The 26,227-nt window shown below is 71.1% G+C and carries 20 protein-coding genes; 13 read left to right on the forward strand and 7 right to left on the reverse strand.

Annotation, left to right across the window (positions count from 1 at the left end):
• Positions 1–76: 76 nt before the first annotated feature.
• Positions 77–1,009, forward strand: coding sequence for a class I SAM-dependent methyltransferase (locus ACFCZF_RS04635; RefSeq protein ID WP_376670390.1), 933 nt, complete (start codon positions 77–79; stop codon positions 1,007–1,009).
• 51 nt (positions 1,010–1,060) lie between these two features.
• On the opposite strand, the gene ACFCZF_RS04640 is transcribed toward ACFCZF_RS04635, so the two are convergent.
• The 3 genes from ACFCZF_RS04640 to ACFCZF_RS04650 form a co-directional block, all read right to left on the reverse strand.
• Positions 1,061–1,897, reverse strand: coding sequence for an aldo/keto reductase (locus ACFCZF_RS04640; protein WP_376670391.1), 837 nt, complete (start codon positions 1,895–1,897; stop codon positions 1,061–1,063).
• 83 nt (positions 1,898–1,980) lie between these two features.
• Positions 1,981–3,807: an AMP-dependent synthetase/ligase gene (locus ACFCZF_RS04645; RefSeq protein ID WP_376670392.1), complete on the reverse strand. Its 1,827-nt coding sequence runs from the start codon at positions 3,805–3,807 to the stop codon at positions 1,981–1,983.
• Between the two features lie 252 nt (positions 3,808–4,059).
• On the reverse strand, positions 4,060–4,941 hold the full coding sequence (locus ACFCZF_RS04650; RefSeq protein WP_376670393.1) for a LysR substrate-binding domain-containing protein: 882 nt from the start codon (positions 4,939–4,941) through the stop codon (positions 4,060–4,062).
• Between the two features lie 181 nt (positions 4,942–5,122).
• Here ACFCZF_RS04650 and ACFCZF_RS04655 point away from each other — a divergent pair, with 181 nt between their 5' ends.
• Positions 5,123–6,190 (forward strand): bile acid:sodium symporter family protein, encoded by a 1,068-nt coding sequence (locus tag ACFCZF_RS04655; protein WP_376670446.1) that lies wholly within the window; start codon positions 5,123–5,125, stop codon positions 6,188–6,190.
• 16 nt (positions 6,191–6,206) lie between these two features.
• On the opposite strand, the gene ACFCZF_RS04660 is transcribed toward ACFCZF_RS04655, so the two are convergent.
• The 4 genes from ACFCZF_RS04660 to ACFCZF_RS04675 form a co-directional block, all read right to left on the reverse strand.
• Positions 6,207–8,132 (reverse strand): exo-alpha-sialidase, encoded by a 1,926-nt coding sequence (locus ACFCZF_RS04660; protein WP_376670394.1) that lies wholly within the window; start codon positions 8,130–8,132, stop codon positions 6,207–6,209.
• Positions 8,133–8,392: 260 nt separating this feature from the next.
• Positions 8,393–9,241: a formate dehydrogenase accessory sulfurtransferase FdhD gene (gene fdhD, locus ACFCZF_RS04665; protein ID WP_376670395.1), complete on the reverse strand. Its 849-nt coding sequence runs from the start codon at positions 9,239–9,241 to the stop codon at positions 8,393–8,395.
• 20 nt (positions 9,242–9,261) lie between these two features.
• Positions 9,262–10,122, reverse strand: coding sequence for a 2Fe-2S iron-sulfur cluster-binding protein (locus ACFCZF_RS04670; protein ID WP_376670396.1), 861 nt, complete (start codon positions 10,120–10,122; stop codon positions 9,262–9,264).
• Positions 10,119–11,066: a 2-dehydropantoate 2-reductase gene (locus ACFCZF_RS04675; protein ID WP_376670397.1), complete on the reverse strand. Its 948-nt coding sequence runs from the start codon at positions 11,064–11,066 to the stop codon at positions 10,119–10,121. The genes ACFCZF_RS04670 and ACFCZF_RS04675 overlap by 4 nt, the downstream gene beginning before the upstream one ends.
• Positions 11,067–11,221: 155 nt before the next feature.
• Between ACFCZF_RS04675 and ACFCZF_RS04680 the strand changes: the two genes are divergently transcribed.
• The 11 genes from ACFCZF_RS04680 to ACFCZF_RS04730 all read left to right on the forward strand — a co-directional run bounded on the left by ACFCZF_RS04680 (position 11,222) and on the right by ACFCZF_RS04730 (position 26,187).
• The gene (locus ACFCZF_RS04680; RefSeq protein WP_376670398.1) at positions 11,222–12,562 is read left to right on the forward strand and encodes an OFA family MFS transporter; all 1,341 of its coding nucleotides are present in this window, start codon (positions 11,222–11,224) and stop codon (positions 12,560–12,562) included.
• Entirely contained in the window at positions 12,531–12,674 is a 144-nt protein-coding gene (locus ACFCZF_RS04685) for a hypothetical protein (protein ID WP_376670399.1), read from the forward strand. The genes ACFCZF_RS04680 and ACFCZF_RS04685 overlap by 32 nt, the downstream gene beginning before the upstream one ends.
• Positions 12,675–12,820: 146 nt before the next feature.
• Positions 12,821–13,768: a beta-ketoacyl-ACP synthase III gene (locus ACFCZF_RS04690; protein WP_376670400.1), complete on the forward strand. Its 948-nt coding sequence runs from the start codon at positions 12,821–12,823 to the stop codon at positions 13,766–13,768.
• Positions 13,769–13,898: 130 nt separating this feature from the next.
• Positions 13,899–14,576, forward strand: coding sequence for a GntR family transcriptional regulator (locus tag ACFCZF_RS04695; RefSeq protein WP_376670401.1), 678 nt, complete (start codon positions 13,899–13,901; stop codon positions 14,574–14,576).
• A gap of 239 nt (positions 14,577–14,815) precedes the next feature.
• Positions 14,816–15,997 (forward strand): ROK family protein, encoded by a 1,182-nt coding sequence (locus ACFCZF_RS04700; RefSeq protein ID WP_376670402.1) that lies wholly within the window; start codon positions 14,816–14,818, stop codon positions 15,995–15,997.
• Between the two features lie 213 nt (positions 15,998–16,210).
• Positions 16,211–17,728, forward strand: a complete 1,518-nt coding sequence (locus ACFCZF_RS04705) for a sugar ABC transporter ATP-binding protein (protein WP_375905031.1) — start codon at positions 16,211–16,213, stop codon at positions 17,726–17,728.
• Positions 17,725–18,744, forward strand: a complete 1,020-nt coding sequence (locus ACFCZF_RS04710; RefSeq protein ID WP_375905028.1) for an ABC transporter permease — start codon at positions 17,725–17,727, stop codon at positions 18,742–18,744. The genes ACFCZF_RS04705 and ACFCZF_RS04710 overlap by 4 nt, the downstream gene beginning before the upstream one ends.
• 17 nt (positions 18,745–18,761) lie before the next feature.
• Positions 18,762–19,805 carry a substrate-binding domain-containing protein gene (locus tag ACFCZF_RS04715; protein ID WP_376670403.1) on the forward strand — a complete coding sequence of 348 codons (1,044 nt, stop codon included), beginning with the start codon at positions 18,762–18,764 and terminating at the stop codon, positions 19,803–19,805.
• Between the two features lie 88 nt (positions 19,806–19,893).
• Positions 19,894–21,171 carry a Gfo/Idh/MocA family protein gene (locus tag ACFCZF_RS04720; protein ID WP_376670404.1) on the forward strand — a complete coding sequence of 426 codons (1,278 nt, stop codon included), beginning with the start codon at positions 19,894–19,896 and terminating at the stop codon, positions 21,169–21,171.
• A 16-nt stretch (positions 21,172–21,187) separates the two neighbouring features.
• Positions 21,188–22,186 (forward strand): sugar phosphate isomerase/epimerase family protein, encoded by a 999-nt coding sequence (locus tag ACFCZF_RS04725; protein WP_376670405.1) that lies wholly within the window; start codon positions 21,188–21,190, stop codon positions 22,184–22,186.
• 359 nt (positions 22,187–22,545) lie between these two features.
• Positions 22,546–26,187 carry a ThuA domain-containing protein gene (locus ACFCZF_RS04730; protein ID WP_376670447.1) on the forward strand — a complete coding sequence of 1,214 codons (3,642 nt, stop codon included), beginning with the start codon at positions 22,546–22,548 and terminating at the stop codon, positions 26,185–26,187.
• Positions 26,188–26,227: the final 40 nt, after the last annotated feature.

Genomic DNA, 26,227 nt, shown 5'->3' on the forward strand with positions numbered 1-26,227 from the left:
ATAACGGCAACAGAATTTGCCCCGACGCGGTGAGTCGTCGCACGCTGGCGGCATCGCGAACGGGAGGCTGACCATCATGGCGCACGACCACCGACACCAGCAGCACAAGCACGACCGGCCCGTACCCGAGCACGGCCACGGACACGACCACCACGACCACGACCACGACCACCTCGACTGGGCCGAGATGGCCCCCCTGCTGGAGGCGCAGGCGGAGCTGTACACGCCGCTGTACCGGCAGGCCATGACCTGGCTGGCGCGGGAGGTGACCGAGCCGGGCCTGGTCGTCGACGTCGGCAGCGGCCCCGGCGTCGTCTCCTGCCTGTTCGCCGACACCTTCCCCGGCGCACGCGTCGTCGCCGCCGACGGTGCCGGACCGCTCCTCGACCGGGCCCGCGACCGTGCCGCCCGGCTCGGTGTCGGCGACCGCTTCTCCACCCTCACCGGTGACCTGCCCGGCGCACTGGGCGAGCTGGACTACCCGGCCGACCTGATGTGGGCCAGCCAGAGCCTGCACCACCTCGGCGACCAGCGCGCGGCCCTCACCGCGCTCGCCGGGCACCTCGCGCCCGGCGGCACGCTGGCGGTCCTGGAGGGCGGACTGCCCGCCCGGTTCCTGCCCCGCGACATCGGCGTCGGGCGTCCCGGGCTGCAGGCCAGGATGCACACAGTGGAGGAGGAATCGTTCGCCGAGATGCGCGCGAGCCTGCCCGGCACCGTGGCCGAGACCGAGGACTGGCCCGCGATGCTGACCGCGGCGGGCCTGAAGCACACCGGCACCCGCAGCTTCCTGCTGGACCTGCCCGCGCCGCTCACGGACGAGGCCCGCGCGTACGTCACCACCTCCCTGTCCCGGCTGCGCGACCGGGTCGGGGACGGCCTCGACGCCGTGGACCAGGCCACGCTCGACCGACTGCTCGACCCCGGGGACGAGGCGAGCGCGCACCGGCGCCAGGACGTGTTCGTGCTGGTGGCGCACACGGTCTACACGGCCCAGCGGCCTTCCTGAACCGAAGGGGCCCGGTCGCACCGACCGGGCCCCTTCGCACGAGACGACGTCTCATTCCCCGTTGAACTCCGCGGGGTCGAAGCCGAGGCGCCGGTCCTCGTTGAGCGCGCTGATCGCCGCGAGGTCCTCGATGTCCAGGGCGAAGCCGAACACGTCGATGTTCTCCTTGATCCGGGACGGCGTCACGGACTTCGGGATCACCACGTTGCCGGTCTGGAGGTGCCAGCGCAGCACGACCTGGGCCGGGGTGCGGCCGTGCTTCTGGGCGATCGCCACGATCGCCGGAATCTCCAGGATGCCCTTGCCGGAGCCGAGCGGGGACCACGCCTCGGTGGCGATGCCCTGCTCGGCGTGGTACTCGCGGGCGGCGTGCTGCTGCAGGTGCGGGTGCAGCTCGATCTGGTTGACGGCCGGAATGACCGACGTCTCGCCGATCAGCCGCTCCAGGTGCTCCGGGTAGAAGTTGGAGACGCCGATGGCGCGGATCCGTCCGTCGGCGTGCAGCTTCTCGAACGCCTTGTACGTGTCGACGTACCGCTCCTTGGCCGGCATGGGCCAGTGGATCAGGTACAGGTCGACGTACTCCATGCCCAGCTTCGCCAGCGAGGTGTCGAAGGCGCGGAGGGTGGAGTCGTACCCCTGGTCCTTGTTCCAGAGCTTGGTGGTGACGAAGAGGTCCTCGCGGGCGATGCCGGAGGCGGCGATCGCCCTGCCGGTGCCCTCTTCATTGCCGTAGATCGCCGCTGTGTCGATGCTGCGGTACCCGGCCTCCAGCGCCTGGGCGACGGCCGTCCGGGCCTCGTCGTCCGGCACCTGCCAGACGCCGAAGCCCAGCTGGGGCATCTCGACGCCGTTGTTCAGGATGATCGGGGGGACCTTGCTGCTCACGAGCTCTTGATCCTTCGGTTGTGGTCAGGTGGTACTCATATCGTCAACGATCACGGCCGCCGACGCATTCCTGACCGCCGAACTCACGCCGTATACAGCGCCTCGACCTCGCTGCCGTAGGCCTTCTCGATGGCCTTGCGCTTCAGCTTCAGCGAGGGCGTCAGCAGCCCGTGCTCCTCGGTGAACGGCTGGGCGAGGATGCGGAACGTGCGGATCGACTCGGCCTGCGACACCAGCGTGTTGGCGGCGACTACCGCGCGCCGCACCTCCGTCTCCAGATCGGTGTCGTGCACCAGCTCGGCCGGAGGCATCTGTGGCTTGTTGCGCATCGTCAGCCAGTGCTCGACCGCCTCCTGGTCGAGGGTGATGAGGGCCGCGACGTAGGGCCGGTCGTTGCCGACGACGATGCACTGGTTGACCAGCGGATGGTCCCTCACGCGCTCCTCCAGCAGACCGGGGGAGACACTCTTGCCGCCGGAGGTCACCAGGATCTCCTTCTTGCGGCCGGTGATGGTGAGGTAGCCGTCCTCGTCCAGGGCGCCCAGGTCACCGGTGGCCAGCCAGCCGTCCTGGAGGGTCTCGTCGGTGGCCTTGGGGTTGTTCAGGTAGCCCTGGAAGACGTTGTCGCCGTTCAGCCAGATCTCGCCGTCGTCCGCGATGTGCACGGTGACGCCCGGGACGGGCACCCCGACGGTGCCGAAGCGGGTGCGTTCGGGCGGGTTCGCGGTGGCGGCGGCCGTGGACTCGGTCAGGCCGTAGCCCTCGTAGATCTGCACGCCCGCGCCGGCGAAGAACAGACCCAGCCGCCGGTCCATCGCCGAGCCGCCCGACATGGCGTTGCGGATACGTCCGCCCATCGCGGCCCGCACCTTCGTGTAGACGAGCTTGTCGAAGAGCTGGTGCTGCATGCGCAGTCCCGCCGACGGGCCGGGGCCGATGCCCCAGGCCTTCGCCTCCACCGCCTCCGCGTACTTCACGGCCACGTCGACGGCCTTCTCGAAGGGACCGGCCTTCCCCTCCTTCTCGGCCTTGCGCCGGGCCGCGTTGAACACCTTCTCGAAGATGTACGGCACGGCCAGGATGAAGGTCGGTCTGAAGGCCGCCAGGTCGGGCAGCAGGACGGCGGCGTTCAGCTGCGGCTGGTGACCGAAGCGGACCCGGCCCCGGATCGCCGCGACCTCCACCATCCGGCCGAAGACGTGGGCGAGCGGCAGGAAGAGCAGGGTGGCCGCCTCGTCGCCCTTCTTGGAGTGGAACACCGGCTCCCAGCGCTCGATGACGGTGTCCGCCTCGTACATGAAGTTGCCGTGCGAGATGACACAGCCCTTGGGGCGGCCGGTGGTGCCCGAGGTGTAGATGACGGTGGCGGGCGTGTCGGGCGTGACCGCCTTCCGGTGCCGGTGCACCACCTCGTCGTCCAGGTGGGCGCCCGCGTCGTACAGCTCCTGGACGGCGCCGGAGTCGAGCTGCCACAGACCGCGCAGGTGCGGCAGCCGGTCGATGACGGTGGCGATCGTCATCGCGTGGTCCTCGTGCTCCACGACCGCGGCCGTCACCTCGGCGTCGTACAGCATCCACATGCACTGCTCGGCCGACGAGGTCGGGTAGATCGGCACCACCTGGGCACCGATCGTCCACAGGGCGAAGTCGAAGAGTGTCCACTCGTAGCGGGTGCGGGACATGATGGCGACCCGGTCGGCGAAGCGGATGCCCTGGGCGAGCAGCCCCTTGGCGAGGGCCAGCACCTCGTCCCGGAACGCGCCGGCGGTCACGTCCCGCCACTGCCCGGCGTCGTCCTTGCGGCCGAGCGCGATGTGCCCCGGATCCTCCTGGGCATGCCGGAAGACGACGTCGGCCAGACCGCCCACCGGTGGTGCCGACGTCGACGGAGGACTGGTGAACTCGCGCAAACCCCGCTCCCCGCTTCTGGTGACGCCCCCGCACAGCGCGGTGAAAGCTACCCCACCCGGCGCGGGGACGGGAGGGGCGTCAAAATCGAACAGGGCTCATGTTCGCGCTGGTCAGCGAGGGAAAATGCGCTCACATGGGGAAGGGTCGGACACATTCCTGACCGTTGAGTAAGTTTCGGTGCCGTAATCTCCACCGAATCTGTACGACCCGCTTACCGCCGGCACGGTGAGCGGGTCCGTCGGCTGTCCGGGCTAGCCGAGGCCCGCGCTCCGGGGCCGGTGCAGCCGGTCGCCGCCCGCCAGGATCGCCGACGCGAGGGCGTCGGCCGCGCCCCGCGCCGAGGAGTGGCGCCGGCCGTGCACCAGCACGAAGTCGACACGGCCCAGTTCGGGCAGTCCGGCCCGCTCCGGCACCCGTACCAGGCCGGGTGGGACGAGCCCGCGCGAGTGCGCCATCACGCCGAGGCCCGCGCGGGCCGCCGCGATCAGGCCGTTGAGGCTGCCGCTGGTGCACGCGATACGCCAGTCGCGGCCCTGCCGCTGCAGGGCCTCCAGTGCGAGCGCGCGGGTGATGCCCGGCGGCGGATAGACGATGAGCGGCACCGGACGGTCCGGGTCGACGCGCAGCCGCTCCGCGCCGATCCACACCAGCCGGTCGCGCCAGACCGGCTCGCCCCGCGGGTCCTCGGGCCGTCGCTTGGCCAGCACCAGGTCGAGCTTCCCGGCGGCCAGCTGCTCGTGCAGTGTGCCCGACAGCTCCACCGTCAGCTCCAGGTCCACCTCGGGGTGGTCGTGCCGGAAGCCCTCCAGGATCTCCGGCAGCCGGGTCAGCACGAAGTCCTCGGACGCCCCGAAGCGCAGCCGCCCGCGCAGCCGGGTGCCGGTGAAGAAGACCGTCGCCTGCTCGTGCACCTCCAGGATCCGGCGCGCGAACCCGAGCATGGCCTCGCCGTCCTCCGTCAGCTCCACGGAGTGCGTGTCACGGCTGAACAGCTGCCGGCCGGTGGCGTCCTCCAGCCGCCGCACGTGCTGGCTCACGGTCGACTGGCGCAGCCCGAGCCGCCGGGCGGCCTGCGTGAAGCTCAGCGTCTGGGCCACCGACAGGAAGGTGCGCAGGTGGGAAGGGTCATACACCTCTCCAGCCTATCGCGGGACGTGATGACAGTCAGAGCGGTATACCGGATTCCCGATCGCGCGGTGAGGGAGCACGATGGAGCGGGGACCCGTGACCACGTCCCCGACCTTCGGACGACAGTGAACAAGACAGCGAACGAGCAAGTGGAGCACCGTGAAACGCCTGCGATGGCCGCGTTGGATGCCGATCGACCCGTACATCCTGCTGCTGCTCGGGACGGTGGGTCTCGCGGCGCTGCTGCCGGCCCGCGGCACGGGCGCGGATGTCGCCTCCGGTGCCTCCACCGCGGCGATCGCCTTCCTCTTCTTCCTCTACGGCGCCCGGCTCTCCACCCGTGAGGCGATGGACGGCCTGCGGCACTGGCGGCTCCATGTCACCGTGCTCGCCTGCACTTTCGTCGTCTTCCCGCTGCTCGGCCTCGCCTCGCGCGGACTCGTCCCGGTCTTCCTGACCGACCCCCTCTACCAGGGGCTGCTCTTCCTCACCCTGGTGCCGTCGACCATCCAGTCGTCGATCGCCTTCACCTCCATCGCCCGCGGCAACGTGCCCGCCGCGATCTGCGCGGGTTCCTTCTCCTCGCTGGTGGGCATCGTCGTCACGCCCCTGCTGGCCGCCGCCCTGCTGGGCAGTGGCGGGGGCGGGTTCTCCACCGACTCGGTCGTCAAGATCGTGCTGCAACTGCTGGTGCCGTTCGTCGCCGGGCAGGTACTGCGCCGCTGGATCGGGGGCTTCGTCGCCCGGCACAAGAAGGTCCTCGGGCTCGTCGACCGCGGCTCGATCCTCCTCGTCGTCTACACGGCGTTCAGCGAGGGCATGGTCCAGGGCGTCTGGCATCAGGTCAGCCCGGTCCGGCTGGCCGGGCTGCTTGCCGTCGAGGCCGTGCTGCTCGCCGTGATGCTGCTGCTGACCTGGTACGGGGCGAAGGCGCTGCGCTTCGGCCGGGAGGACCGGATCGCCATCCAGTTCGCCGGGTCGAAGAAGTCCCTCGCCGCCGGGCTGCCGATGGCGAGCGTCCTGTTCGGCGCCCAGGCCTCGCTGGCCGTGCTGCCGCTGATGCTCTTCCACCAGATGCAGCTGATGGTGTGCGCGGTCATCGCCAAGCGCCGGTCGCACGACCCGGAGGCGGTCGACTCGGAGCAGTCGGAGCAGTCGGAGCAGTCGGGGCAGTCGGGGCAGTCCGAGGAGGCCGAGGCGTCCGAGAAGTCCGCCGCCCCGGCGCGCACCGGGGTCGGCACCGGGCGGCGCTGAGTCGGCGAGGGGCCTCTCAGCCGCCCGCCGCCACGCTGTCCATGGGCAGGTGCAGCACGGTGTTCCCGAGGGCCGACGGCGGGTTTCCGGCGGCGATCTCCTCGTCGGTCAGTGCCCGGTTCCAGACGTGCACCTCGTCGATCGCGCCGGTGAAACGGGCCCGCCCGTCCACGCGCTCCCCGATGTGCACGCCGAACGGCGAGTTCCGGCTGACCGAGCCCGGCACGTCCGCCGCGTCGACCGTCGTACCGTCGACGAACAGCGTGAGCCGGCCCCCGCCGCGCCGCAGCGCGAGGTGGTGCCAGCGGCCGTCGTTGTGGGCGCGGTCGGTGCGCACCCACGCAGAGCGCGGGGCCGCCCCGCCCTCGCGCGTGGTGATCAGTCCCTGGACGCGGCCGTTGCCGGGCTCGGCGCGCAGCCACACCTGGGGCTGCGTGGTGCCGACCCCGCCCATCCACAGCAGCGGCTGCTCCCCGTCGTCCGCCGAGTACCGGAACCACAGCGACGCCGTGAAGTCCCCGGCCCCGAGCGGAAGCCGCTCGTCGTAGGGCAGCCGCACCGCGTCGTCGGCCCCGTCGAAGGAGAGCGCGCCGCCCACCGTGCCGCCCACCGCGCCCTCCGTCGTACCGGCGCCGCCGAGCACGGCCGCGGGCGCGGCACCCGCGGCGCGGTCGGGGGTGGTGGGGTCGGCGGCCCGGCGCGGCTGGAGCCAGTCCTCGGTGAAGCGGGCGAAGCGGATCTCGTCGCGGGCGTCCACGGCCCCGGCCTCGTACAGCAGGCCCACCGCCTCGTCGTCGACGGCCACCATGTCGGAGTAGCCGGACCAGTCCCGGGTGACGACCGTGCCGCGGTCCGCGCTGTCCCAGGTCGCGCCGCCGTCGTAGGAGGAGCGGACCGTCATCGTCCGGCGGCGGTCGGGGTCGGCGGGGGCGGACAGCAGCATCCGGTCGCCGAGGCGGAGTACGGCACCCTGCACCTGTGGGGTGTACAGGTCCGGGAGGGCCTGGAAGGGCGCGGCGAAACTGTCGCCGCCGTCGCGGCTGACGGCCACGGTGCGGTGGCCGAGGTCGGTGCCGTTCTCCTCCCGGCCGCTGACCAGGAGCGATCCGTCGGCGCGTTCGGCGAGGGTGACCTCGGACGGCTTCTGCCGGAACGTGCCGTCGGCGGCGACGGGCCAGGTGTCGGTGGCCCCGACCTTCCAGTGCTCGCCCCCGTCGTCGCTGACCACGAGCGCCGCGTGGTTGGCGGTGACCCTCCCCCAGCCTCCGGCCGGGGGGACCCCCATCTCGCTTCGCTCGCCGTCCCAGGTCTCGGCGTTGACGCCGACGACGAGCCGGCCGGGGTGGCTGCCGCCGGTGAGCTGGATGCCGTGCACGGGGCCGGTCGCGTACCAGGAGTTCCAGTCGGGCGGCAGGATGTCGGCGCTCAGGTCGCGGGGCGCGGACCAGGTGCGGCCGTCGTCGTCGCTGTACTGGAGGTGGGGAACGCGGGCACAGGGCACCGCGCAGCCGGCGGCGTCCGTACGGCCGGCGTTGTACGTCTCGACCAGCAGGATCCGGCCGGTGGTGCGGTCCACGACCGGGGCGGGGTTGCCGTGTGTGTCGCCGCCGCCGTCGTTGACCACCTGGAGCGGTCCCCAGGTGCGTCCGCCGTCGGTGGAGCGCTTGACGACGATGTCGATGTCACCGGCGTCCCCGCAGTTGAGGACGCGGCCCTCGGCGAAGGCCAGCAGGGTGTCGTCCGTCGTCCGCACGATCGCCGGGATGCGGAAGCAGGCGTAGCCGCCCGGGTCCTGGTCCGCCCTGAAGAGGACCTGCTGCTCGAACTCCGGCGCCCGGCTCCCGGATTCGGCGTGGGCGGGGAGCGTGGAGGCGGCCAGGGCGAAGAGGGAGGCGAGGGCGAGCAGGGGGGAGCGCGGAAGCGTGCGGGGAGGTGACGGCATGGAACGGTCTGCCCTTCAGGCGGCTGGTCGGGAGCCGGTCATCAGGACATCAGTACATCAGGACGTTCCCCGCCCGATACGCCCCGTGTGGTCCACGCGCGTGTCGCCCGACGGCGCCTCAGAAGACGCCGGGGAGAAGGCAGTCGAGGCGGGTCAGTCGAGGCGGGTCAGTCGAGGCGGGTCAGTCGAGGCGGGGCCCCTGCGGCGCAGGGGGCGCTCCCCGCCGGTCGGGGCCCCGCCGCCGTGCCGCGGGAACCGGGTCAGCCCCGGGCGGCCGCGGCCCGCAGGGCGACGCGGTCCTCACCCGCGTACACGTTCATGGAGCTGCCGCGCAGGAAGCCCACCAGCGTCAGCCCCGTCTCGGCGGCCAGGTCCACCGCGAGCGAGGACGGCGCCGACACCGCGGCCAGCACCGGGATGCCCGCCATCACGGCCTTCTGCGCCAGCTCGAAGGAGGCCCGGCCCGACACCAGCAGGACCGACCGGGACAGCGGCAGGTCCCCGTTCTGCAGGGCGCGGCCGACCAGCTTGTCGACGGCGTTGTGCCGGCCCACGTCCTCCCGTACGTCCACCAGCTCGCCGTCCTCGGTGAACAGGGCCGCCGCGTGCAGGCCGCCGGTCCGGTCGAAGACCCGCTGGGCGGCGCGCAGCCGGTCGGGCAGGCCCGCCAGCAGCTCCGGGGTGACGCGGACCGGGGGAGTGTCGGAGATGGGCCAGCGGGCCGTTGTACGCACCGCGTCCAGGCTGGCCTTGCCGCACAGGCCGCAGGACGAGGTCGTGTAGACGTTCCGCTCCAGCGTGATGTCCGGGACCGGCACGTCCGGGGTCGTCCGCACGTCGACGACGTTGTAGGTGTTGGCTCCGTCGGCCGTGGCGCCCGCGCAGTAGACGATGTTCTGCAGGTCACCCCGCTCGGCGAGCACCCCCTCGCTGACCAGGAAGCCGGCCGCGAGCGCGAAGTCGTCGCCCGGAGTGCGCATCGTGATCGCGAGGGGCTTGCCGTTCAGCCGGATCTCCAGCGGTTCCTCGGCGACGAGCGTGTCCGGGCGGGTGGAGACCGCGCCGTCCCGTATGCGGATCACCTTGCGTCGTTCCGTGACTCGTCCCATGTCCGTGCCCCTTGTGCCGGTCAGTCCCGGTTCTGTACGTGCTGGTAGCCGAAGCGGCCCTTGATGCAGAGGTTGCCGTGGGTCACCGGGTTGTCGTGCGGCGAGGTGACCTTCACGATCTCATTCTCCTGCACGTGGAGGGTGAGGTTGCAGCCCACTCCGCAGTACGCGCACACCGTGGTCGTCTCCGTCTGCCGACCCTCGTCCCAGGTGCCCGCCGCGCGCATGTCGAACTCCGACCTGAACGACAGGGCGCCCGTGGGGCAGACCTCGATGCAGTTGCCGCAGTAGACGCACGCCGAGTCGGTCAGCGGGGCGTCCTGCTCGACCGAGATCCGGGCGTCGAAGCCGCGGCCGGAGACGGAGATCGCGAACGTGTTCTGCCACTGCTCGCCGCAGGCGTCCACACACTTGTAGCAGAGGATGCACTTGCCGTAGTCGCGTACGTACAGGTCGTTGTCGATCCTGGGTTCCTCGTCGACGCGGGCGGCGTCCGGGCCGAAGCGGTCGGGCTTCGCCTCGTACTCCTTGATCCACCGCGCGACCGCGGGGGTCGTGGAGAGGTCGACCGAGGACGCGAGCAGTTCGAGGACGACCTTGCGGCTGTGCCGGGCGCGCTCGGTGTCCGTGCGCACCACCATGCCCGGCTCGGCCCCGCGTGAGCAGGCGGGCGCGAGGGTCCGGGCGCCCTCGACCTCCACCACGCAGACCCGGCAGGCGTTCTTCGGGGTGAGGGTGTCGCCCTCGCACAGGGTCGGGACGTCCTTCCCGGCGGCCCGGCAGGCGTCGAGGATCGTCGACCCCTCGGGGACCCGGGCGTCCTGACCGTCGAGGGTGAACTCCACCAGCCGGCGCGGCACTCCGAGCGGTATCGCGGTCATTCGTAGGCCCCCAGACGGTCGATGGCGGATTCCACGGCGTTCCACGCGGTCTGCCCGAGACCGCAGATCGAGGCGTCCCGCATCGCGCGGCCGACCTCGCGCAGCAGGGTGATGTCGTCGGCCGCGGCGGCACCCGTGTGCTCCACGATCCGGCGCAGCGCCTCCTCCTGGCGCACGGTCCCGACCCGGCACGGCACGCACTGCCCGCACGACTCGTCGCGGAAGAACTCCGCGACGCGCAGCAGCGGGACGGTGTCGTCGAAGGCCATGACGACTCCGGAGCCGAGCGTCGGGCCGGCCTGTCGGGTGCCCTCGAAGGTGAGGGGGATGTCGAGTTCGTCGGGGCGTACGAAGCCTCCCGCCGCGCCGCCGAGCAGTAGGCCGCCCGACCGCATCGCCTCGCTGAGCGCCAGGCACCGGGCCGAGACATCGCGGCCGGGCTCGCCGATCGAGAACCGGGTGCCTTCCAGGTGCCGGACCACACCCGGCTGTTCGAGTTCGGTGGCCGCGTAGACGACGCAGCCGACGGCCCGTTCGGGCGCGAGCACCGCACTGACCGCGCCGGACGGGTCCACGCTCTGAAGACGGCGTCCGTCGTACGGGCCGCCGTGCCGGTGGAAGTACCACCAGGGGATGCCGTTCTGGGCGGCCACCACCGCCGTGGTGTCGTGCGGCAGCGGCTCGATCAGCGGCCCGCACGCCGCGTACGAGTTGGCCTTCAGGCCCAGGAACACGTAGTCGACCGGGCCGACTTCGGCCGGGTCGTCGGTGGCGCGGGTGTGCGCGGTGAAGTCGCCGCGCGGGCTGCGCACCCGTACCCCGTACCGCCTCATGGCCGCCAGATGCGGTCCACGGGCGATGAGATGCACGTCGGCGCCCGCACGGTGGAGCGCGGCGCCGACGTAGGCGCCGATCGCCCCGGCGCCGAGGACTGCGACTTTCATGGCGAGGGAGCTCCGTTCGGTCGAGGGATACCGAGGAACTGCCGACCGAACCCGATTCCGACCTTCCGTCGGCTGCGGCGCTACTGTGCAAGGACGGTGGTTGTCTGCTCAACTGCCTTCTCAACCGCTTTCCCGCTGCCTACGGTTGGGGACTCATGAGTCCCCCCGTCGCACCCCCGGGCTGGAGCCGCTGGCTCGTTCCCCCCGCCGCCCTCTCGGTCCACCTCTCCATCGGCCAGGCGTACGCCTGGTCCGTGTTCAAACCGCCCCTCGAGTCCGCGCTCGGCCTCAGCGGCACGCAGAGCGCGCTCCCCTTCCAGCTCGGCATCGTCATGCTCGGGCTCTCCGCAGCGTTCGGCGGCACGCTCGTGGAGCGCCACGGACCGCGCTGGGCGATGACCGTCGCCCTGGTCTGCTTCTCGTCCGGCTTCCTGCTCTCCGCGCTCGGCGCGGCCGTGGAGCAGTACTGGCTGATCGTCCTCGGCTACGGCTTCGTCGGCGGGATCGGCCTCGGCATCGGCTACATCTCGCCCGTCTCCACGCTGATCAAGTGGTTCCCGGACCGCCCCGGCATGGCCACCGGCATCGCCATCATGGGCTTCGGCGGCGGCGCGCTCATCGCCTCGCCCTGGTCGGCGCAGATGCTGGAGTCCTTCGGCACCGACAGCTCGGGGATCGCGCTGGCCTTCCTCGTGCACGGACTGACGTACGCCGTCTTCATGCTGCTGGGCGTCCTGCTGGTACGGGTGCCACGCCCGAAGGAACGGGCGGACGGCGGGGCGGTCGCGCTCGAAGGGGTCCAGGTCTCGGCGCGCGGTGCCATGCGCACTCCCCAGTTCTGGCTGCTCTGGATCGTGCTCTGCATGAACGTCACGGCCGGCATCGGCATCCTGGAGAAGGCCGCGCCGATGATCACGGACTTCTTCGCCGACACCTCGACGCCGGTGTCGGTGACCGCCGCCGCGGGATTCGTCGCCCTGCTCTCGGCGGCCAACATGGCGGGCCGGATCGGCTGGTCCTCGACCTCCGACCTGATCGGGCGCAAGAACATCTACCGCGTGTACCTCGGCGTCGGCGCGCTGATGTACACGCTGATCGCCCTGTTCGGCGACTCCTCCAAGCCGCTGTTCGTCCTGTGCGCCCTGGTGGTCCTGTCCTTCTACGGCGGTGGCTTCGCCACGATCCCCGCCTACCTCAAGGACCTCTTCGGCACCTACCAGGTCGGTGCGATCCACGGGCGGCTGCTCACCGCCTGGTCGACGGCCGGCGTCCTCGGGCCGCTGATCGTGAACTGGATCGCCGACCGGCAGGAGGAGGCCGGACGGCACGGCTCCGCCCTGTACGGAACGTCCTTCGTCATCATGATCGGGCTGCTGGTCGTCGGCTTCGTCGCCAACGAACTCGTCCGTCCGGTCCACGCCCGCCACCACGTATCCGCCGCCCCGGCACCGAAGGAGGGCAACGATGTCCGACGACAGCAGCCAGAGTCCGCCTGACCTGCCCGACCGGCGCCCGCTGATCGCCTTCGCCTGGTTGTGGGTGGGCGCACCGCTCGCCTACGGACTGTACGAACTCGTCCGGAAGGCGACCCAGCTGTTCACCGGCTGAGGGCAGGACGCGGGCGGGGGCGCCCGGGATGCTGACCGAAGCCGACAAGCCGGGCGCCCGTTTCCTGTCGTATCACCTGCCGTCGTACCCGTCGGTCACTGATCACACTGGTGGATCCCGTACCCGAGGCATCGAGGACTCCACCCATGCACGGCTCCCGCATCAGCGCCCTCGGCCATTACCAGCCCGCCCGGGTCCTCACCAACGAGGATCTGGCGGAAATGGTCGACACCAGCGACGAGTGGATCAGGAGCCGGGTCGGTATTCACTCCCGCCGTATCGCCGGGCCCGACGAGCCGGTCGACGAGCTGGCCGGGCACGCCGCCGCGAAGGCGCTCGCGTCGGCCGGGCTGACGCCCGCGGACGTGGACATGGTCGTGGTCGCCACCTCCACCGCGATCGACCGCTCCCCGAACATGGCCGCCCGCGTGGCGGCCCGCCTCGGCATCCCCGGGCCCGCCGCGCTGGACCTCAACGTCGTGTGCGCCGGCTTCACCCACGCCCTGGCCACCGCCGACCACGCCGTGCGGGCCGGCTCGTCGAGCAGGGCCCTGGTCATCGGCGCGGACAAAATGTCCGAGGTGGCCGACTGGACCGACCGCACCACCTGCGTGCTCGTCGGTGACGGGGCGGGGGCCGCCGTCGTGGAGGCCTGCGCATCCGGCGAGGCGGCGGGGATCGGCCCCGTGCTGTGGGGGTCGGTGCCCGAGATGGGGGACGCGGTCCGTATCGAGGGCACGCCGCCCCGTTTCGCGCAGGAGGGGCAGAGCGTCTACCGCTGGGCGACCACCCGGCTGCCCGCCATCGCGCGCCAGGCCTGCGAGCGGTCCGGGCTGGCACCGGCCGACCTCGCCGCGGTCGTCCTGCACCAGGCGAACCTGCGCATCATCGAACCCCTCGCCGCGAAGATCGGCGCCGTCAACGCCGTCGTCGCCCGTGATGTCGTCGAGTCCGGCAACACCTCGGCGGCGAGCATCCCGCTCGCGCTCTCCAAGCTGGTGGAACGCGGCGAGATCACCACCGGGGACCCGGTGCTGCTCTTCGGCTTCGGCGGGAACCTCTCCTACGCCGGGCAGGTCGTCCGCTGTCCCTGAACGCTCCTGGCGGGCTGGGCGCCGTAGACTGTAGACGAAAGACAATCGATACTCGGCGTACCGGTCGTATCGCTGTCGTCGTACTGCTGTCTTCGTGCCGCTGTCTTCGTGCCGCTTTCGAGGGGGACCGATGTTGTCCGCAGGACTGCCGCAGGGCGCGGTGCCCAAGCTCGAACGGCCCGGCCCGCTGCGTGACCGCGTCTACGAGGCGCTGCTCGAACTGATCACCACCCGGGCTCTCCAGCCCGGCCAGCACCTCGTCGAGAGCGAACTCGCCGGTCACCTCGGTGTGTCGAGGCAGCCCGTGCGGGAGGCCCTGCAGCGGCTCAACACCGAGGGCTGGGTCGATCTGCGTCCCGCGCAGGGCGCGTTCGTGCACGAGCCGACGGAGGAGGAGGCCGACCAGCTCCTGACGGTGCGCACGCTCCTGGAGGCCGAGGCGGCCCGGCTCGCCGCGGCCAACGCCTCAAGCGCGGGCGTGGCCGCCCTGGAGGAGCTGTGCGAGGAGGGGGAGCGGGCGGTCGCCGCCGACGACGTGGACGCCGCCGTCGCCATCAACGCCCGTTTCCACGCGAAGATCATGGAGCTGGCCGGCAACGCCGTCCTCGCCGAACTCGCCGCACAGGTCGACCGCCGGGTCCGCTGGTACTACACGCCGATCGCACGGCAGCGCGGCCGGCAGTCCTGGATCGAGCACCGCGGCCTGATCGCCGCCATCACCGGCCGGGACGAGCAGGCGGCGACCCGGCTGATGCGCGAGCACACCGAACATACCCGGCGCTCGTACCACGCGCGCGAGAAATCGTAAGGTCAGAGGCTGTTCGCAGGCCGCCCGGCGCGATGCCCGGGCGGCCTTGTCAGGTGTCGCGGAGCCGAGCACTCCGCACTTCTTTGTCCACTCAGTGGAGAAAGTTCGCAGTAATTCGTGCGTGACTTCTTCCCACGCCCGGCGCCCACTGCTACGTTCCCTCCGAAAGCAAGCCACGGACGTGGCCGGGAACCGGCACACACAAGGCCGATCGAGGCGGGGAGGGGCTCGTGAGACGCATGACGGCACGACCCGCGAACGCTCACCAAGCGCGACTGCTCCAGCTGTTGCGTGACGGAGGGCCCAACTCCCGTGCCCAGCTCGGCGACCAGGTCGACCTCTCCCGGTCGAAGCTGGCCGTCGAGGTGGACCGGCTGCTGGAGACGGAACTGGTCGTGGCCGACGGGCTCGCCGCCTCGCGCGGCGGGCGCCGCAGCCACAACATCCGCCTCAACCCCGAACTGCGCTTCCTCGGCGTCGACATCGGCGCGACCTCGGTCGACGTCGCCGTCACCAACGCCGAACTGGAGATCCTGGGGCACATCAACCAGCCCATGGACGTACGCGAGGGACCGGTCGCGGTCTTCGAGCAAGTACTGGCCATGGCCGCCAAGTTGCGGGCATCAGGGCTCGCGGAGGGCTTCGACGGCGCCGGCATCGGCGTCCCGGGGCCGGTCCGCTTCCCCGAGGGTGTGCCGGTGGCGCCGCCGATCATGCCGGGCTGGGACGGCTTCCCCGTACGGGAGGCGCTCAGCCAGGAACTCGGCTGCCCGGTCATGGTCGACAACGACGTGAACCTGATGGCACTGGGGGAGCAGCACGCGGGCGTCGCCCGCACCGTGCACGACTTCCTCGTCGTCAAGATCGGTACCGGCATCGGCTGCGGCATCGTCGTCGGCGGTGACGTCTACCGCGGGACGACGGGCAGTGCGGGCGACATCGGGCACATCCAGGCCGTGCCCGAAGGGCGCCCGTGCGCCTGCGGCAACCGGGGCTGCTTGGAGGCCCACTTCAGCGGCGCGGCACTGGCCCGCGACGCCACGGAGGCCGCCCAGCAGGGCCTGTCGGCCGAGCTCGCGAGCCGTCTGGAGGCGAACGGGGGCCTCAGCGCCGCCGACGTCGCCGCCGCGGCCGCCGCGGGCGACGCCACCGCGCTCGACCTGATCCGGGAGGGCGGCCGCAGCACCGGCCAGGTCATCGCCGGCCTGGTCAGCTTCTTCAACCCGGGCCTGGTGGTGATCGGCGGCGGGGTGACCGGCCTCGGCCACAACCTGCTCGCCGCGATCCGCACCCAGGTCTACCGCCAGTCACTGCCGCTGGCGACCGGCAACCTGCCCATCGTGCTGGGGGAGTTGGGTCCCACCGCCGGAGTCATCGGCGCGGCCCGGCTGATCAGCGACCACCTGTTCTCACCCGCGTAGGCACCACCCGTCACCCGCGTAGCACCGTCTTTCTTCACTCGCGTAGGCACCATCCGGGTTCCGAGCTCCATCAGCACAGCGCCCTGTACTGCCTTGCCGCCCTGTACTGCCTTGCTCAGCCCTGTACTGCCCTGTACCGCCCTGCCCTGCTCCGTTCTGCCCTGCTCCGTTCTGCCCTGACACCGGCCCGCATGCCCGCCGAGGGGACCTCACATGGCACCAGAACCACCGCTGCTCAGCATGTCCGGCATCACCAAGTCGTTCCCCGGAGTCCGGGCCCTGGACGGCGTCGACCTCGACGTCCAGGCCGGCGAGGTGCACTGCCTGCTCGGCCAGAACGGCGCCGGGAAGTCCACCCTCATCAAGGTGCTGGCCGGCGCCCACCAGCCCGACACCGGCACCATCCGCTGGCGGGGCGAGGACGTCACCCTGCGCTCGCCCATCGCGGCCATGCGGCTCGGCATCGCCACCATCTACCAGGAACTCGACCTGGTGGAGGACCTGTCGGTCGCCGAGAACGTCCACCTCGGCCACGAGCCGACCGCCGCCGGCTTCGTCGTACGGGGCGGAGCGGCCAAGGCGTCAACAGCGCAGCTCCTCAAGCGACTCGGCCACCCGGAGGTCGATCCCGGCCGGCTGGTCGGCGAGCTCTCCGCGGCACAGCAGCAGATCGTGTCCATGGCGCGGGCGCTCTCGCACGACGTACGGCTGATCGTGATGGACGAGCCGTCCGCCGCGCTCGACCCGGACGAGGTCGACAACCTCTTCCGTATCGTCGCCGACCTCACCGCCGACGGCGTCGCCGTCGTCTACATCTCGCACCGCCTGGAGGAGATCCGCCGCATCGGCGACCGGGTCACCGTCCTCAAGGACGGCCGGGCCGTCGCCGGCGGGCTGCCCGCCGAGTCGACGCCGACCCGCGAGGTGGTGGCGCTGATGACCGGGCGCAACGTCGAGTACGTCTTCCCGGACCGGCCGGCCGGATCACCCGGGGGCGAGCCCGTCCTGAGCGTGCGGGGACTGGCCCGGGAGGGCGAGTTCGCCCCCCTCGACCTGGAGATCCGCCCCGGAGAGATCGTAGGCCTCGCCGGCCTCGTCGGCTCCGGCCGCTCCGAGATCCTGGAGACGGTCTACGGGGCCCGCAAGCCGAGCGCCGGCCAGGTCCTCGTCGACGGGAGCCCGCTGCGCCCCGGGAGCGTGCGCGCCGCGGTGCGCGCCGGGCTCGGGCTCGCCCCCGAGGAACGCAAGGCGCAGGCCCTGCTGATGCTGGAGTCCGTCACCCGCAACGTGTCGGTCTCCGCCATGTCCCGCTTCTCGCGCGGCGGCTGGATCGACCGCGGCGCCGAACTGGGCGCGGCCCGCGCGGCGACCCGCGAGCTGTCCCTGCGGCCCGACAACCCCTCCGCGCCCGTGCGCACCCTGTCCGGCGGCAACCAGCAGAAGGCGGTCCTCGCCCGCTGGCTGCTGCGCGGCTGCAAGGTCCTGCTGCTCGACGAACCCACCCGCGGCGTCGACGTCGGCGCCCGCGCCGAGCTCTACGCGGTCATCCGCCGCCTCGCCGACGAGGGCCTCGCCGTCCTGCTGGTCTCCAGCGAGGTGCCCGAGGTACTGGGCCTCGCCGACCGCGTGCTGGTGCTGCGCGAGGGCCGTGTCGTGCACGAGGCCCCCGCCCGTGAACTCGACGAACACCGCGTACTCGACCTCGTGATGGAAGGAAGCCCGGCGTCATGACGCAGCACGTGTCCCCGCCCCGGGACGGCACCGGCAAGGCGGCACCGGTGGACGGTCCGCCCGCCTGGCGGGTCCAGTTGGGCCGCGCCGACGTCCGCACCCTCACCCTGCTCGGGGTGCTCGCCGCACTGGTCCTGATCGGCGGCATCACCCAGCCCGACGCGTTCCTCGACACCCGCAACCTCCAGCTGGTGCTCACCCAGGCGTCCGTGATCGGCGTCGTCACCGTCGGCATGACCTTCGTCATCGTCTCCGGCGGCATCGACCTGTCGGTCGGCGCCATCGTCGCCCTGGCCTCGGTGTGGGCGACCACGGTCGCCACCCAGGAGTACGGCTTCGTCGGCATCCTCTTCACGGCGGTCGTGGTCGGCGTGGGCTGCGGACTGGTCAACGGGGTGCTCATCGCGTTCGGCCAGATGGTGCCGTTCATCGCCACCCTCGCCATGCTGGCCTCGGCGCGCGGCCTCGCGCTCCAGATCACCGACGGCCGCACCCAGGTCGTCACGGTCCCCAGCGTCCTGGACCTCGGCGAGCGCGACGCCTACATCCTCGGCATCCCGCCCCTGGTCCTGGTGTTCGCGGCCGTCACCGTCATCGGCTGGCTGGTGCTCAACCGGACCACCTTCGGCCGCCGCACCGTCGCAGTCGGCGGCAACGCGGAGGCCGCTCGCCTCGCCGGCATCGACGTCCGCCGCCAGCGGCTTTACCTCTACCTGCTGTCCGGCCTGTGCTGCGGCATCGCCGCCTTCCTGCTGATCGTCCTGGCCGGCTCCGGCCAGAACACCAACGGCAATCTCTACGAACTCGACGCCATCGCCGCCGCGATCATCGGCGGCACGCTCCTGACCGGCGGGCGCGGCCACATCCTCGGCTCCGTGCTGGGCGTCCTGATCTTCACCACCATCACCAACATCTTCGCCCTGAACAACCTGCAGACCGACGTCCAGCAGATCGCCAAGGGCGCGATCATCGTCGCTGCCGTGCTGGTCCAGCGCCGTGCCGCAAGCACGCATTGAGGAAAGGGTTCACCGTCATGACGCAACTCACGAGCCGCAGAGGACTGCTCTTCGGAGCCGCCGCCGTGTCCGCCGGTGCCGTCCTCACCGGGTGCACCAGCAACGACCCCGACGACGGCGAGGACAAGGCCGCGGACACGCAGCCGGCCGCTGACGACAAGCCGGGCAAGCCGGTCACCATCGGCTACGCCGGGCCGCAGGCCGACCACGGCTGGCTCAACGCCGTCAACGACCAGGCCCAGAAGCGCGCGGAGAAGTACTCGGAAGTCACCCTGGAGGTCACCGAGGGCTCCAACGACACCGCGCAGCAGATCGGCCAGATCGAGACCCTCATCAACAAGAAGGTCGACGTCCTGGTGGTGCTGCCGGCCGACGGCAAGGCGCTCACCCAGGTCGGCCTGAAGGCGATGCGGGCCGGTATCCCGGTCATCAACCTCGACCGGATCTTCAACAGCCCTCAGGCCTACCGCTGCTGGGTCGGCGGCGACAACTACGGCATGGGCCTCAACGCCGCCCACTACATCGGCGAGAAGCTCAAGGACACCCAGGACGCCAAGGTCATCGAGCTGGCCGGGCTGGACAACCTGGAGCTGACCAAGCAGCGCACCCAGGGCTTCGACGACGGCCTGAAGAACTACCCGAACATCAAGAAGGTGGCCCGCCAGGCCGCCGAGTTCACCGTCGAGTCCGGCCAGGCCAAGATGGCCCAGCTGCTCCAGGCTCAGTCGGACTTCGACGCCCTGTGGAACCACGACGACGACCAGGGCGTGGGCGCGCTGCGCGCCATCGAGCAGGCCGGGCGCGACGACTTCCTGATGGTCGGCGGCGCGGGCGCGCTCTCCGCCTTCCAGGCCATCAAGGCGGACAGCGGCGTACTGAAGGCGACCGTGCTCTACCCGCCGACCATGGCCGCCTCCGCGATCGACCTGGCCCGCGCCCTCGGCCAGGGCAAGGGCATCAGCGGCCTCGCCGAGTTCGAGATCCCCTCGACCGTCACCTGCTACTCGGCCGTGGTCGACAAGGAGAACGTCGACCAGTACATGTCCACGGGCTTCAAGTGAGGGCCGCCGCCCCACGGCCGGCCTGACCAGCCGGCCGCCGGGCGGGGCCCACCCCCCACCGCGCCATCACGACGAGGAGGACATCCGCATGGGACAGCCGCAGCAGCCCGAGGGGGCCGGGGCGGAGGCATCAGCCGCCGGAACCGGGACCGACAGCGGGACCGGGACCAGGGCGACGGGGGCATCCGCGACCAGACCGCCGCTGCGCGTCGGCATGGTCGGCTACGCCTTCATGGGTGCCGCACACTCCCAGGGCTGGCGCACCGCCGGCCGGGTCTTCGACCTGCCGCTCAACCCGGTACTGGCCGCGATCTGCGGCCGGGACGCCGACGCCGTCCGCACCGCGGCCGACCGGCACGGCTGGGCGAGCACCGAGACCGACTGGCGGGCCCTGCTGGAACGGGACGACATCGACCTCGTCGACATCTGCACCCCCGGCGACAGCCACGCCGAGATCGCGCTGGCCGCGCTCGCCGCCGGGAAGCACGTCCTGTGCGAGAAGCCGCTGGCCAACACCGTCGCGGAGGCGGAGGCGATGACCCTCGCCGCCGACCGGGCGGCCGCGCGCGGGCAGCTCGCGATGGTCGGTTTCAACTACCGCCGGGTGCCGGCCACCGCGCTGGCCCGGCGGATGGTGGCAGAGGGCCGCGTCGGCCGGCTGCGGCACGTGCGGGTGACGTACCTCCAGGACTGGCTGGTGGACCCGAAGGCGCCGCTGACCTGGCGGCTGCGCAAGGAGCTGGCCGGTTCGGGAGCCCTAGGCGACCTCGGTGCGCACATCGTCGACCTCGCGCAGTACCTGACGGGGGAGCGGATCGCGGGCGTCTCCGCCCTCACCGAGACCTTCGTACGGGAACGCCCGCTGCCCGACGGAGCCGCCCGCGGTCTGTCGGCGGGCTCGGTGGACGGTGTCACGGGCCAGGTCACCGTGGACGACGCCGCCGTCTTCACCGGCCGCCTCACCTCCGGCGCCCTCGTCTCCTTCGAGGCCACCCGGTACGCCACCGGCCGCAAGAACGCCCTGCGCATCGAACTCAACGGCGAGCGCGGCTCCCTCGCCTTCGACCTGGAGCGGCTCAACGAGCTGTCGTACCACGACGGTACGGAGCCGGGGGAGCACGCCGGATTCCGCCGCATCCTCGTCACCGAACCCGAGCACCCCTACCTGGACGCCTGGTGGCCGCCGGGCCATGGACTCGGCTACGAGCACACCTTCGTGCACCAGGTGCGCGACCTCGTCCACGCCGTCGCGGAGGGCCGCCGGCCCGAGCCCTCCTTCGCCGACGGGCTGCAGGTGCAGCGCGTGCTGGCGGCGGTGGAGGAGAGCGCCGAGAAGAACTCCGTCTACACCCCGATCACCCCCTGAGGAGGCTGGCAGCGACATGCCGCGCAACTTCACTCTCTTCACCGGCCAGTGGGCGGACCTCCCCCTGGAGGAGGTCTGCCGCCTCGCCCGCGACTTCGGCTACGAGGGGCTGGAACTCGCCTGCTGGGGCGACCACTTCGAGGTCGACAAGGCTCTCGCGGATCCCTCCTACGTGGACTCCCGCCACCAGCTGCTCGACAAGTACGGGCTGAAGTGCTGGGCGATCTCCAACCACCTCGTCGGCCAGGCCGTCTGCGACGCCATCATCGACGAACGCCACCGGGCCATCCTGCCCGACCGCATCTGGGGCGACGGCGACGCGGAGGGTGTGCGGCAGCGCGCCGCCGCCGAGATCAAGGACACCGCACGGGCCGCGGCGCGCCTCGGCGTGGACACCGTCATCGGCTTCACCGGGTCGGCGATCTGGCATCTGGTCGCCATGTTCCCGCCCGCGCCCGAGTCGATGATCGAGCGCGGCTACCAGGACTTCGCGGACCGCTGGAACCCGATCCTCGACGTCTTCGACGCCGAGGGCGTGCGGTTCGCTCACGAGGTCCACCCCAGCGAGATCGCCTACGACTACTGGACCACCCAGCGCGCCCTGGAGGCGGTCGGCCACCGGCCCGCCTTCGGCCTCAACTTCGACCCGTCCCACTTCGTGTGGCAGGACCTCGACCCGGTCGGTTTCCTGTGGGACTTCCGCGACCGGATCTACCACGTCGACTGCAAGGAGGCCCGCAAGCGCCTCGACGGGCGCAATGGGCGGCTCGGCTCCCACCTGCCGTGGGGCGACCCGCGCCGCGGCTGGGACTTCGTGTCGGCCGGCCACGGTGACGTGCCCTGGGAGGACGTCTTCCGGATGCTGCGCTCCATCGACTACCAGGGCCCCGTGTCCGTCGAGTGGGAGGACGCCGGCATGGACCGGCTCCAGGGTGCCCCCGAGGCCCTCACCCGCCTCAAGGCCTTCGACTTCGAGCCGCCCAGCGCGTCCTTCGACGCCGCGTTCAACAGCTGAGCCGCGGCGCGTCGGCAGCTGATCCGCGCGCGCCCGGCGGCAGGTCGGGGACGGGGGCCGGAATGTCCGCCGGTCCCCGGTCCGGCCTGCCCGAATCCTGCTTTGTCCTGTATTGGGGAAAAGTTCAACCGGTTCTGATCCAAGGGGTGTTGGCCCAGGAAGAACGCGGTTACCGTCCCTGAAGTGTTCAGGACATCCACACCTCCGGGGTGACGGTGCACCCCGGCGCTCGCACGGCACGTCTTCGCACCCACCCGTACGGCCCATCCCGTTCCCGGAGGGACTTCGTGCACAGAGGCAGAACCAGAAAGTCCAAACCCACGAGGCTTCGCACCACCCTCGCCCTGTTCACCGGCCTGATGCTGGCCGTGGGCACCCCGGCGACCGTCGCCGGCGCCCACCCCGGCCACCCGGAGCACGACGGACCGGCAGCCGCCGAGGGGCAGTTCCAGCAGGTACCGCTCGCCAAGGGCGAACCCGAGATGGGCGAGCCGATGTCGCTCGCCGTACTCCCGGACCGCAGCGTCCTGCACACCTCGCGCGACGGCACACTGCGCCTCACCGACCAGGGCGGCGTCACCAAGGTCGCCGGCAAGCTCGACGTCTACAGCCACGACGAGGAGGGCCTGCAGGGCGTCGGCATCGACCCGGACTTCGAGAACAACCGGGCGATCTACCTCTACTACGCCCCGCCGCTGGACACGCCCGCGGGCGACGCCCCACTGACCGGGACCGCCGAGGACTTCAAGAAGTTCGAGGGTGTCAACCGCCTCTCTCGCTTCGTGCTCAACACCAACGGCACGCTCGACCTCGCCAGCGAGAAGAAGGTCCTGGACGTCGCGGCCTCGCGCGGCATGTGCTGCCACGTCGGCGGCGACATCGACTTCGACGCCGAAGGCAACCTGTACCTGTCCACCGGCGACGACACCAACCCCTTCGACTCCGAGGGCTACACGCCGATCGACGAGCGCCCCGACCGTAACCCGGCGTTCGACGCCCGCCGCAGTTCCGGCAACACCAACGACCTGCGCGGCAAGATCCTGCGCATCAAGGTCGCCGAGGACGGCTCGTACACCGTCCCGGAGGGCAACCTCTTCCCGCCGGGCACCGACAAGACCCGTCCCGAGATCTACGCGATGGGCTTCCGCAACCCGTTCCGGATGAGCGTCGACGACAAGACCGGCACGATCTACGTCGGTGACTACGGCCCCGACGCCGGTGCCGCCGACCCGAACCGGGGCCCCGCGGGCCAGGTCGAGTTCGCCAAGGTCACCAAGCCCGCCAACTTCGGCTGGCCGTTCTGCACCGGCGACAACGACGCCTACACCGACTGGGACTTCGCGACCAAGACACCCGGTGAGAAGTTCGACTGCGCCGCGCCGAAGAACACCTCGCCGTACAACACCGGCCTCACCGACCTGCCGCCCGCGCAGGCCGCCTGGATCCCGTACGACGGCGACTCCGTGCCCGAGTTCGGCACCGGCTCCGAGTCCCCGATGGCCGGCCCGGTCTACCGCTACGACCCGGAACTCGAATCCTCCGTGAAGTTCCCCGAGGAGTTCGACGGCGACTTCTTCGCGGGTGAGTTCGGCCGCCGCTGGATCAAGCGGATCGAGCAGAACGCCGACGGCACGGTCGCGAAGATCAACGACTTCCCGTGGACCGGCACCCAGATCATGGACATGGAGTTCGGCCCCGACGGCGCGCTCTACGTGCTGGACTACGGAGTCTCCTGGTTCCAGGGCGACGAGAACTCCGCGCTGTACCGGATCGAGAACGCCGAGGACGGCTTCTCCCCGATCGCCGAGGTGAGCGCGAACAAGACGTCCGGTGCGGCCGGCCTGAAGGTCAAGTTCACCGCCTCCGCCAAGGACGCCGACTCCCCGCACCTCACCTACAGTTGGGACTTCGGCGACGGCACCAAGGGGGAGGGACTCACCCCCACCCACAAGTACAAGAAGGTCGGCACCTACACCGCGACCTTCACCGCGAAGGACCCCGAGGGTAACACCGGCAACGCCAGCGTCCGGGTCGTGGTCGGCAACACCGAGCCCAAGGTGACCATCGAGACGCCGGGCAACGGCACCCTGCTGCCGATGGGGGAGCCCATCCCCTTCAAGGTGAAGGTCACCGACCCCGAGGAGACGATCGACTGCTCCAAGGTCAAGGTCGCCTACAGCCTCGGCCACGACTCCCACGCCCACGAGCTGACCAGCGAGATGGGCTGTGAGGGCACCCTCAACCCGCCCCCGGGTGACGGCGGCCACGACCCCAACGCCAACATCTACGGCGTCGTCGGCGCCAGCTACACCGACGGCGGGGCGAACGGCCAGGAGGCACTGACCGGCACCGCGCGCACCGTGATCCAGCCGCCGCACCGCCAGGCCGAGCACTTCACCACCCAGTCGGGCGTCAAGACGTACGACAAGACAGGCGCCAACGGCGGCAAGACCGTCGGTGACATCAACGACGGCGACTGGATCTCCTTCAGCCCGTACAAGTTCGACGGGCAGAAGAAGCTGACCGTCCGGGCCTCGTCCGGCGGTGCCGGCGGCTTCGTCGAGCTGCGCACCGGCTCGCCCACCGGCAAGCTGCACGGCTCGGCGTACATCCCGCCGACCGGCAGCTGGGAGACGTTCCAGAACGTCGACGTGCCGCTGCGCTCGCTGCCGAAGCGCACCACGGAGATCTACCTGGTCTTCCGGGGCGGCGACGGCGCGCTGTTCGACGTGGACGACTTCGAGTTCTCCAAGGAGCCGTTCAAGAAGGGCAAGAAGGTCCTGGTCTTCTCCAAGACGGCGGGCTTCCGGCACGACTCCATCCCGGAGGGTGTCGCCGCGCTGAAGGAGCTCGGCGGTCCGGCCGGCATCTCCGTCACCGCGACCGAGGAGGCCGGGCAGTTCACCACGGCCAATCTCGCCAAGTACGACGCGGTGGCCTTCATGTCCACCACCGGTGACGTCCTCAACGCCGACCAGCAGAAGGCGTTCGAGAACTACGTCAAGAACGGCGGCGGCTACATGGGCATCCACGCCGCCGCCGACACCGAGTACGACTGGGAGTTCTACGGCGGCCTCGTCGGCGCCCACTTCGACTCGCACCCGGCCATCCAGAAGGCCACCGTGCGCGTCGAGGACCACGACCACCCGTCGACCGCGCACCTGGACGACGCGTGGGAGCGCACCGACGAGTGGTACAACTACCGCACCAACCCGCGTGAGCAGGCCAAGATCCTCGCCACCCTCGACGAGACCACCTACGACGGCGGGAACATGAAGGGCGACCACCCGATCGCCTGGTGCCAGAGCTACGGCGGCGGCCGCTCCTTCTACACCGGCGGCGGTCACACCAAGGAGTCCTACGCCGACGAGGCCTTCCGCACCCACCTGCTCGGCGGCATGCAGTACGCCACCGGCCAGGTCAAGGCGGACTGCAAGCCGGACAAGGGCTACCGGGACATCTTCAACGGCCAGACCCGGGACGGCTGGAAGCAGGCCGGCCCCGGCACGTTCGACGTCAAGGACGGCACGCTGGAGTCCAACGGCGGCATGGGCCTGCTCTGGTACCAGGCCAAGGAGCTCAAGTCGTACTCCCTCAAGCTCGACTGGAAGATGCGGGGCGACGACAACTCCGGGATCTTCGTGGGCTTCCCGGCCTCCGACGACCCCTGGTCCGCGGTGAACAAGGGCTACGAGATCCAGATCGACGCCACGGACGCGCCGGACCGCACCACGGGCTCCGTCTACTCCTTCAAGTCGGCGAACACCAAGGCCCGTGACCAGGTCCTGCGGCCGCCCGGCCAGTGGAACTCCTACGAGATCAAGGTCCGGGGCGAACGCCTCCAGGTGTTCCTCAACGGAGTCAAGATCAACGACTTCACCAACAAGGACCCCGAGCGGAGCCTGACCGACGGCTACATCGGCCTCCAGAACCACGGCGCCGACGACCAGGTCTCCTTCCGCGACATCCAGCTGAAGGAACTGCCCGCCAAGGGCGACTAGAACGGCGGCGGGCGGAGGACGCCGGACCTCCGCCCGCCGT

Origin of the sequence: Streptomyces sp. NPDC056296 (assembly GCF_042268605.1) — a bacterium.
Lineage (GTDB): Bacteria > Actinomycetota > Actinomycetes > Streptomycetales > Streptomycetaceae > Streptomyces.

Coding starts and splice junctions, on each gene's coding strand:
- ACFCZF_RS04690 (WP_376670400.1), top strand. CDS start 12,821: ATGCACGGCTCCCGCATCAGCGCCCTCGGCCATTACCAGCCCGCCCGG.
- fdhD (WP_376670395.1), bottom strand. CDS start 9,241: ATGGGACGAGTCACGGAACGACGCAAGGTGATCCGCATACGGGACGGC.
- ACFCZF_RS04675 (WP_376670397.1), bottom strand. CDS start 11,066: ATGAAAGTCGCAGTCCTCGGCGCCGGGGCGATCGGCGCCTACGTCGGC.
- ACFCZF_RS04715 (WP_376670403.1), top strand. CDS start 18,762: ATGACGCAACTCACGAGCCGCAGAGGACTGCTCTTCGGAGCCGCCGCC.
- ACFCZF_RS04725 (WP_376670405.1), top strand. CDS start 21,188: ATGCCGCGCAACTTCACTCTCTTCACCGGCCAGTGGGCGGACCTCCCC.
- ACFCZF_RS04710 (WP_375905028.1), top strand. CDS start 17,725: ATGACGCAGCACGTGTCCCCGCCCCGGGACGGCACCGGCAAGGCGGCA.
- ACFCZF_RS04655 (WP_376670446.1), top strand. CDS start 5,123: ATGCCGATCGACCCGTACATCCTGCTGCTGCTCGGGACGGTGGGTCTC.
- ACFCZF_RS04680 (WP_376670398.1), top strand. CDS start 11,222: ATGAGTCCCCCCGTCGCACCCCCGGGCTGGAGCCGCTGGCTCGTTCCC.
- ACFCZF_RS04730 (WP_376670447.1), top strand. CDS start 22,546: ATGCTGGCCGTGGGCACCCCGGCGACCGTCGCCGGCGCCCACCCCGGC.
- ACFCZF_RS04685 (WP_376670399.1), top strand. CDS start 12,531: ATGTCCGACGACAGCAGCCAGAGTCCGCCTGACCTGCCCGACCGGCGC.
- ACFCZF_RS04660 (WP_376670394.1), bottom strand. CDS start 8,132: ATGCCGTCACCTCCCCGCACGCTTCCGCGCTCCCCCCTGCTCGCCCTC.
- ACFCZF_RS04670 (WP_376670396.1), bottom strand. CDS start 10,122: ATGACCGCGATACCGCTCGGAGTGCCGCGCCGGCTGGTGGAGTTCACC.
- ACFCZF_RS04720 (WP_376670404.1), top strand. CDS start 19,894: ATGGGACAGCCGCAGCAGCCCGAGGGGGCCGGGGCGGAGGCATCAGCC.
- ACFCZF_RS04705 (WP_375905031.1), top strand. CDS start 16,211: ATGGCACCAGAACCACCGCTGCTCAGCATGTCCGGCATCACCAAGTCG.
- ACFCZF_RS04695 (WP_376670401.1), top strand. CDS start 13,899: ATGTTGTCCGCAGGACTGCCGCAGGGCGCGGTGCCCAAGCTCGAACGG.
- ACFCZF_RS04700 (WP_376670402.1), top strand. CDS start 14,816: ATGACGGCACGACCCGCGAACGCTCACCAAGCGCGACTGCTCCAGCTG.
- ACFCZF_RS04635 (WP_376670390.1), top strand. CDS start 77: ATGGCGCACGACCACCGACACCAGCAGCACAAGCACGACCGGCCCGTA.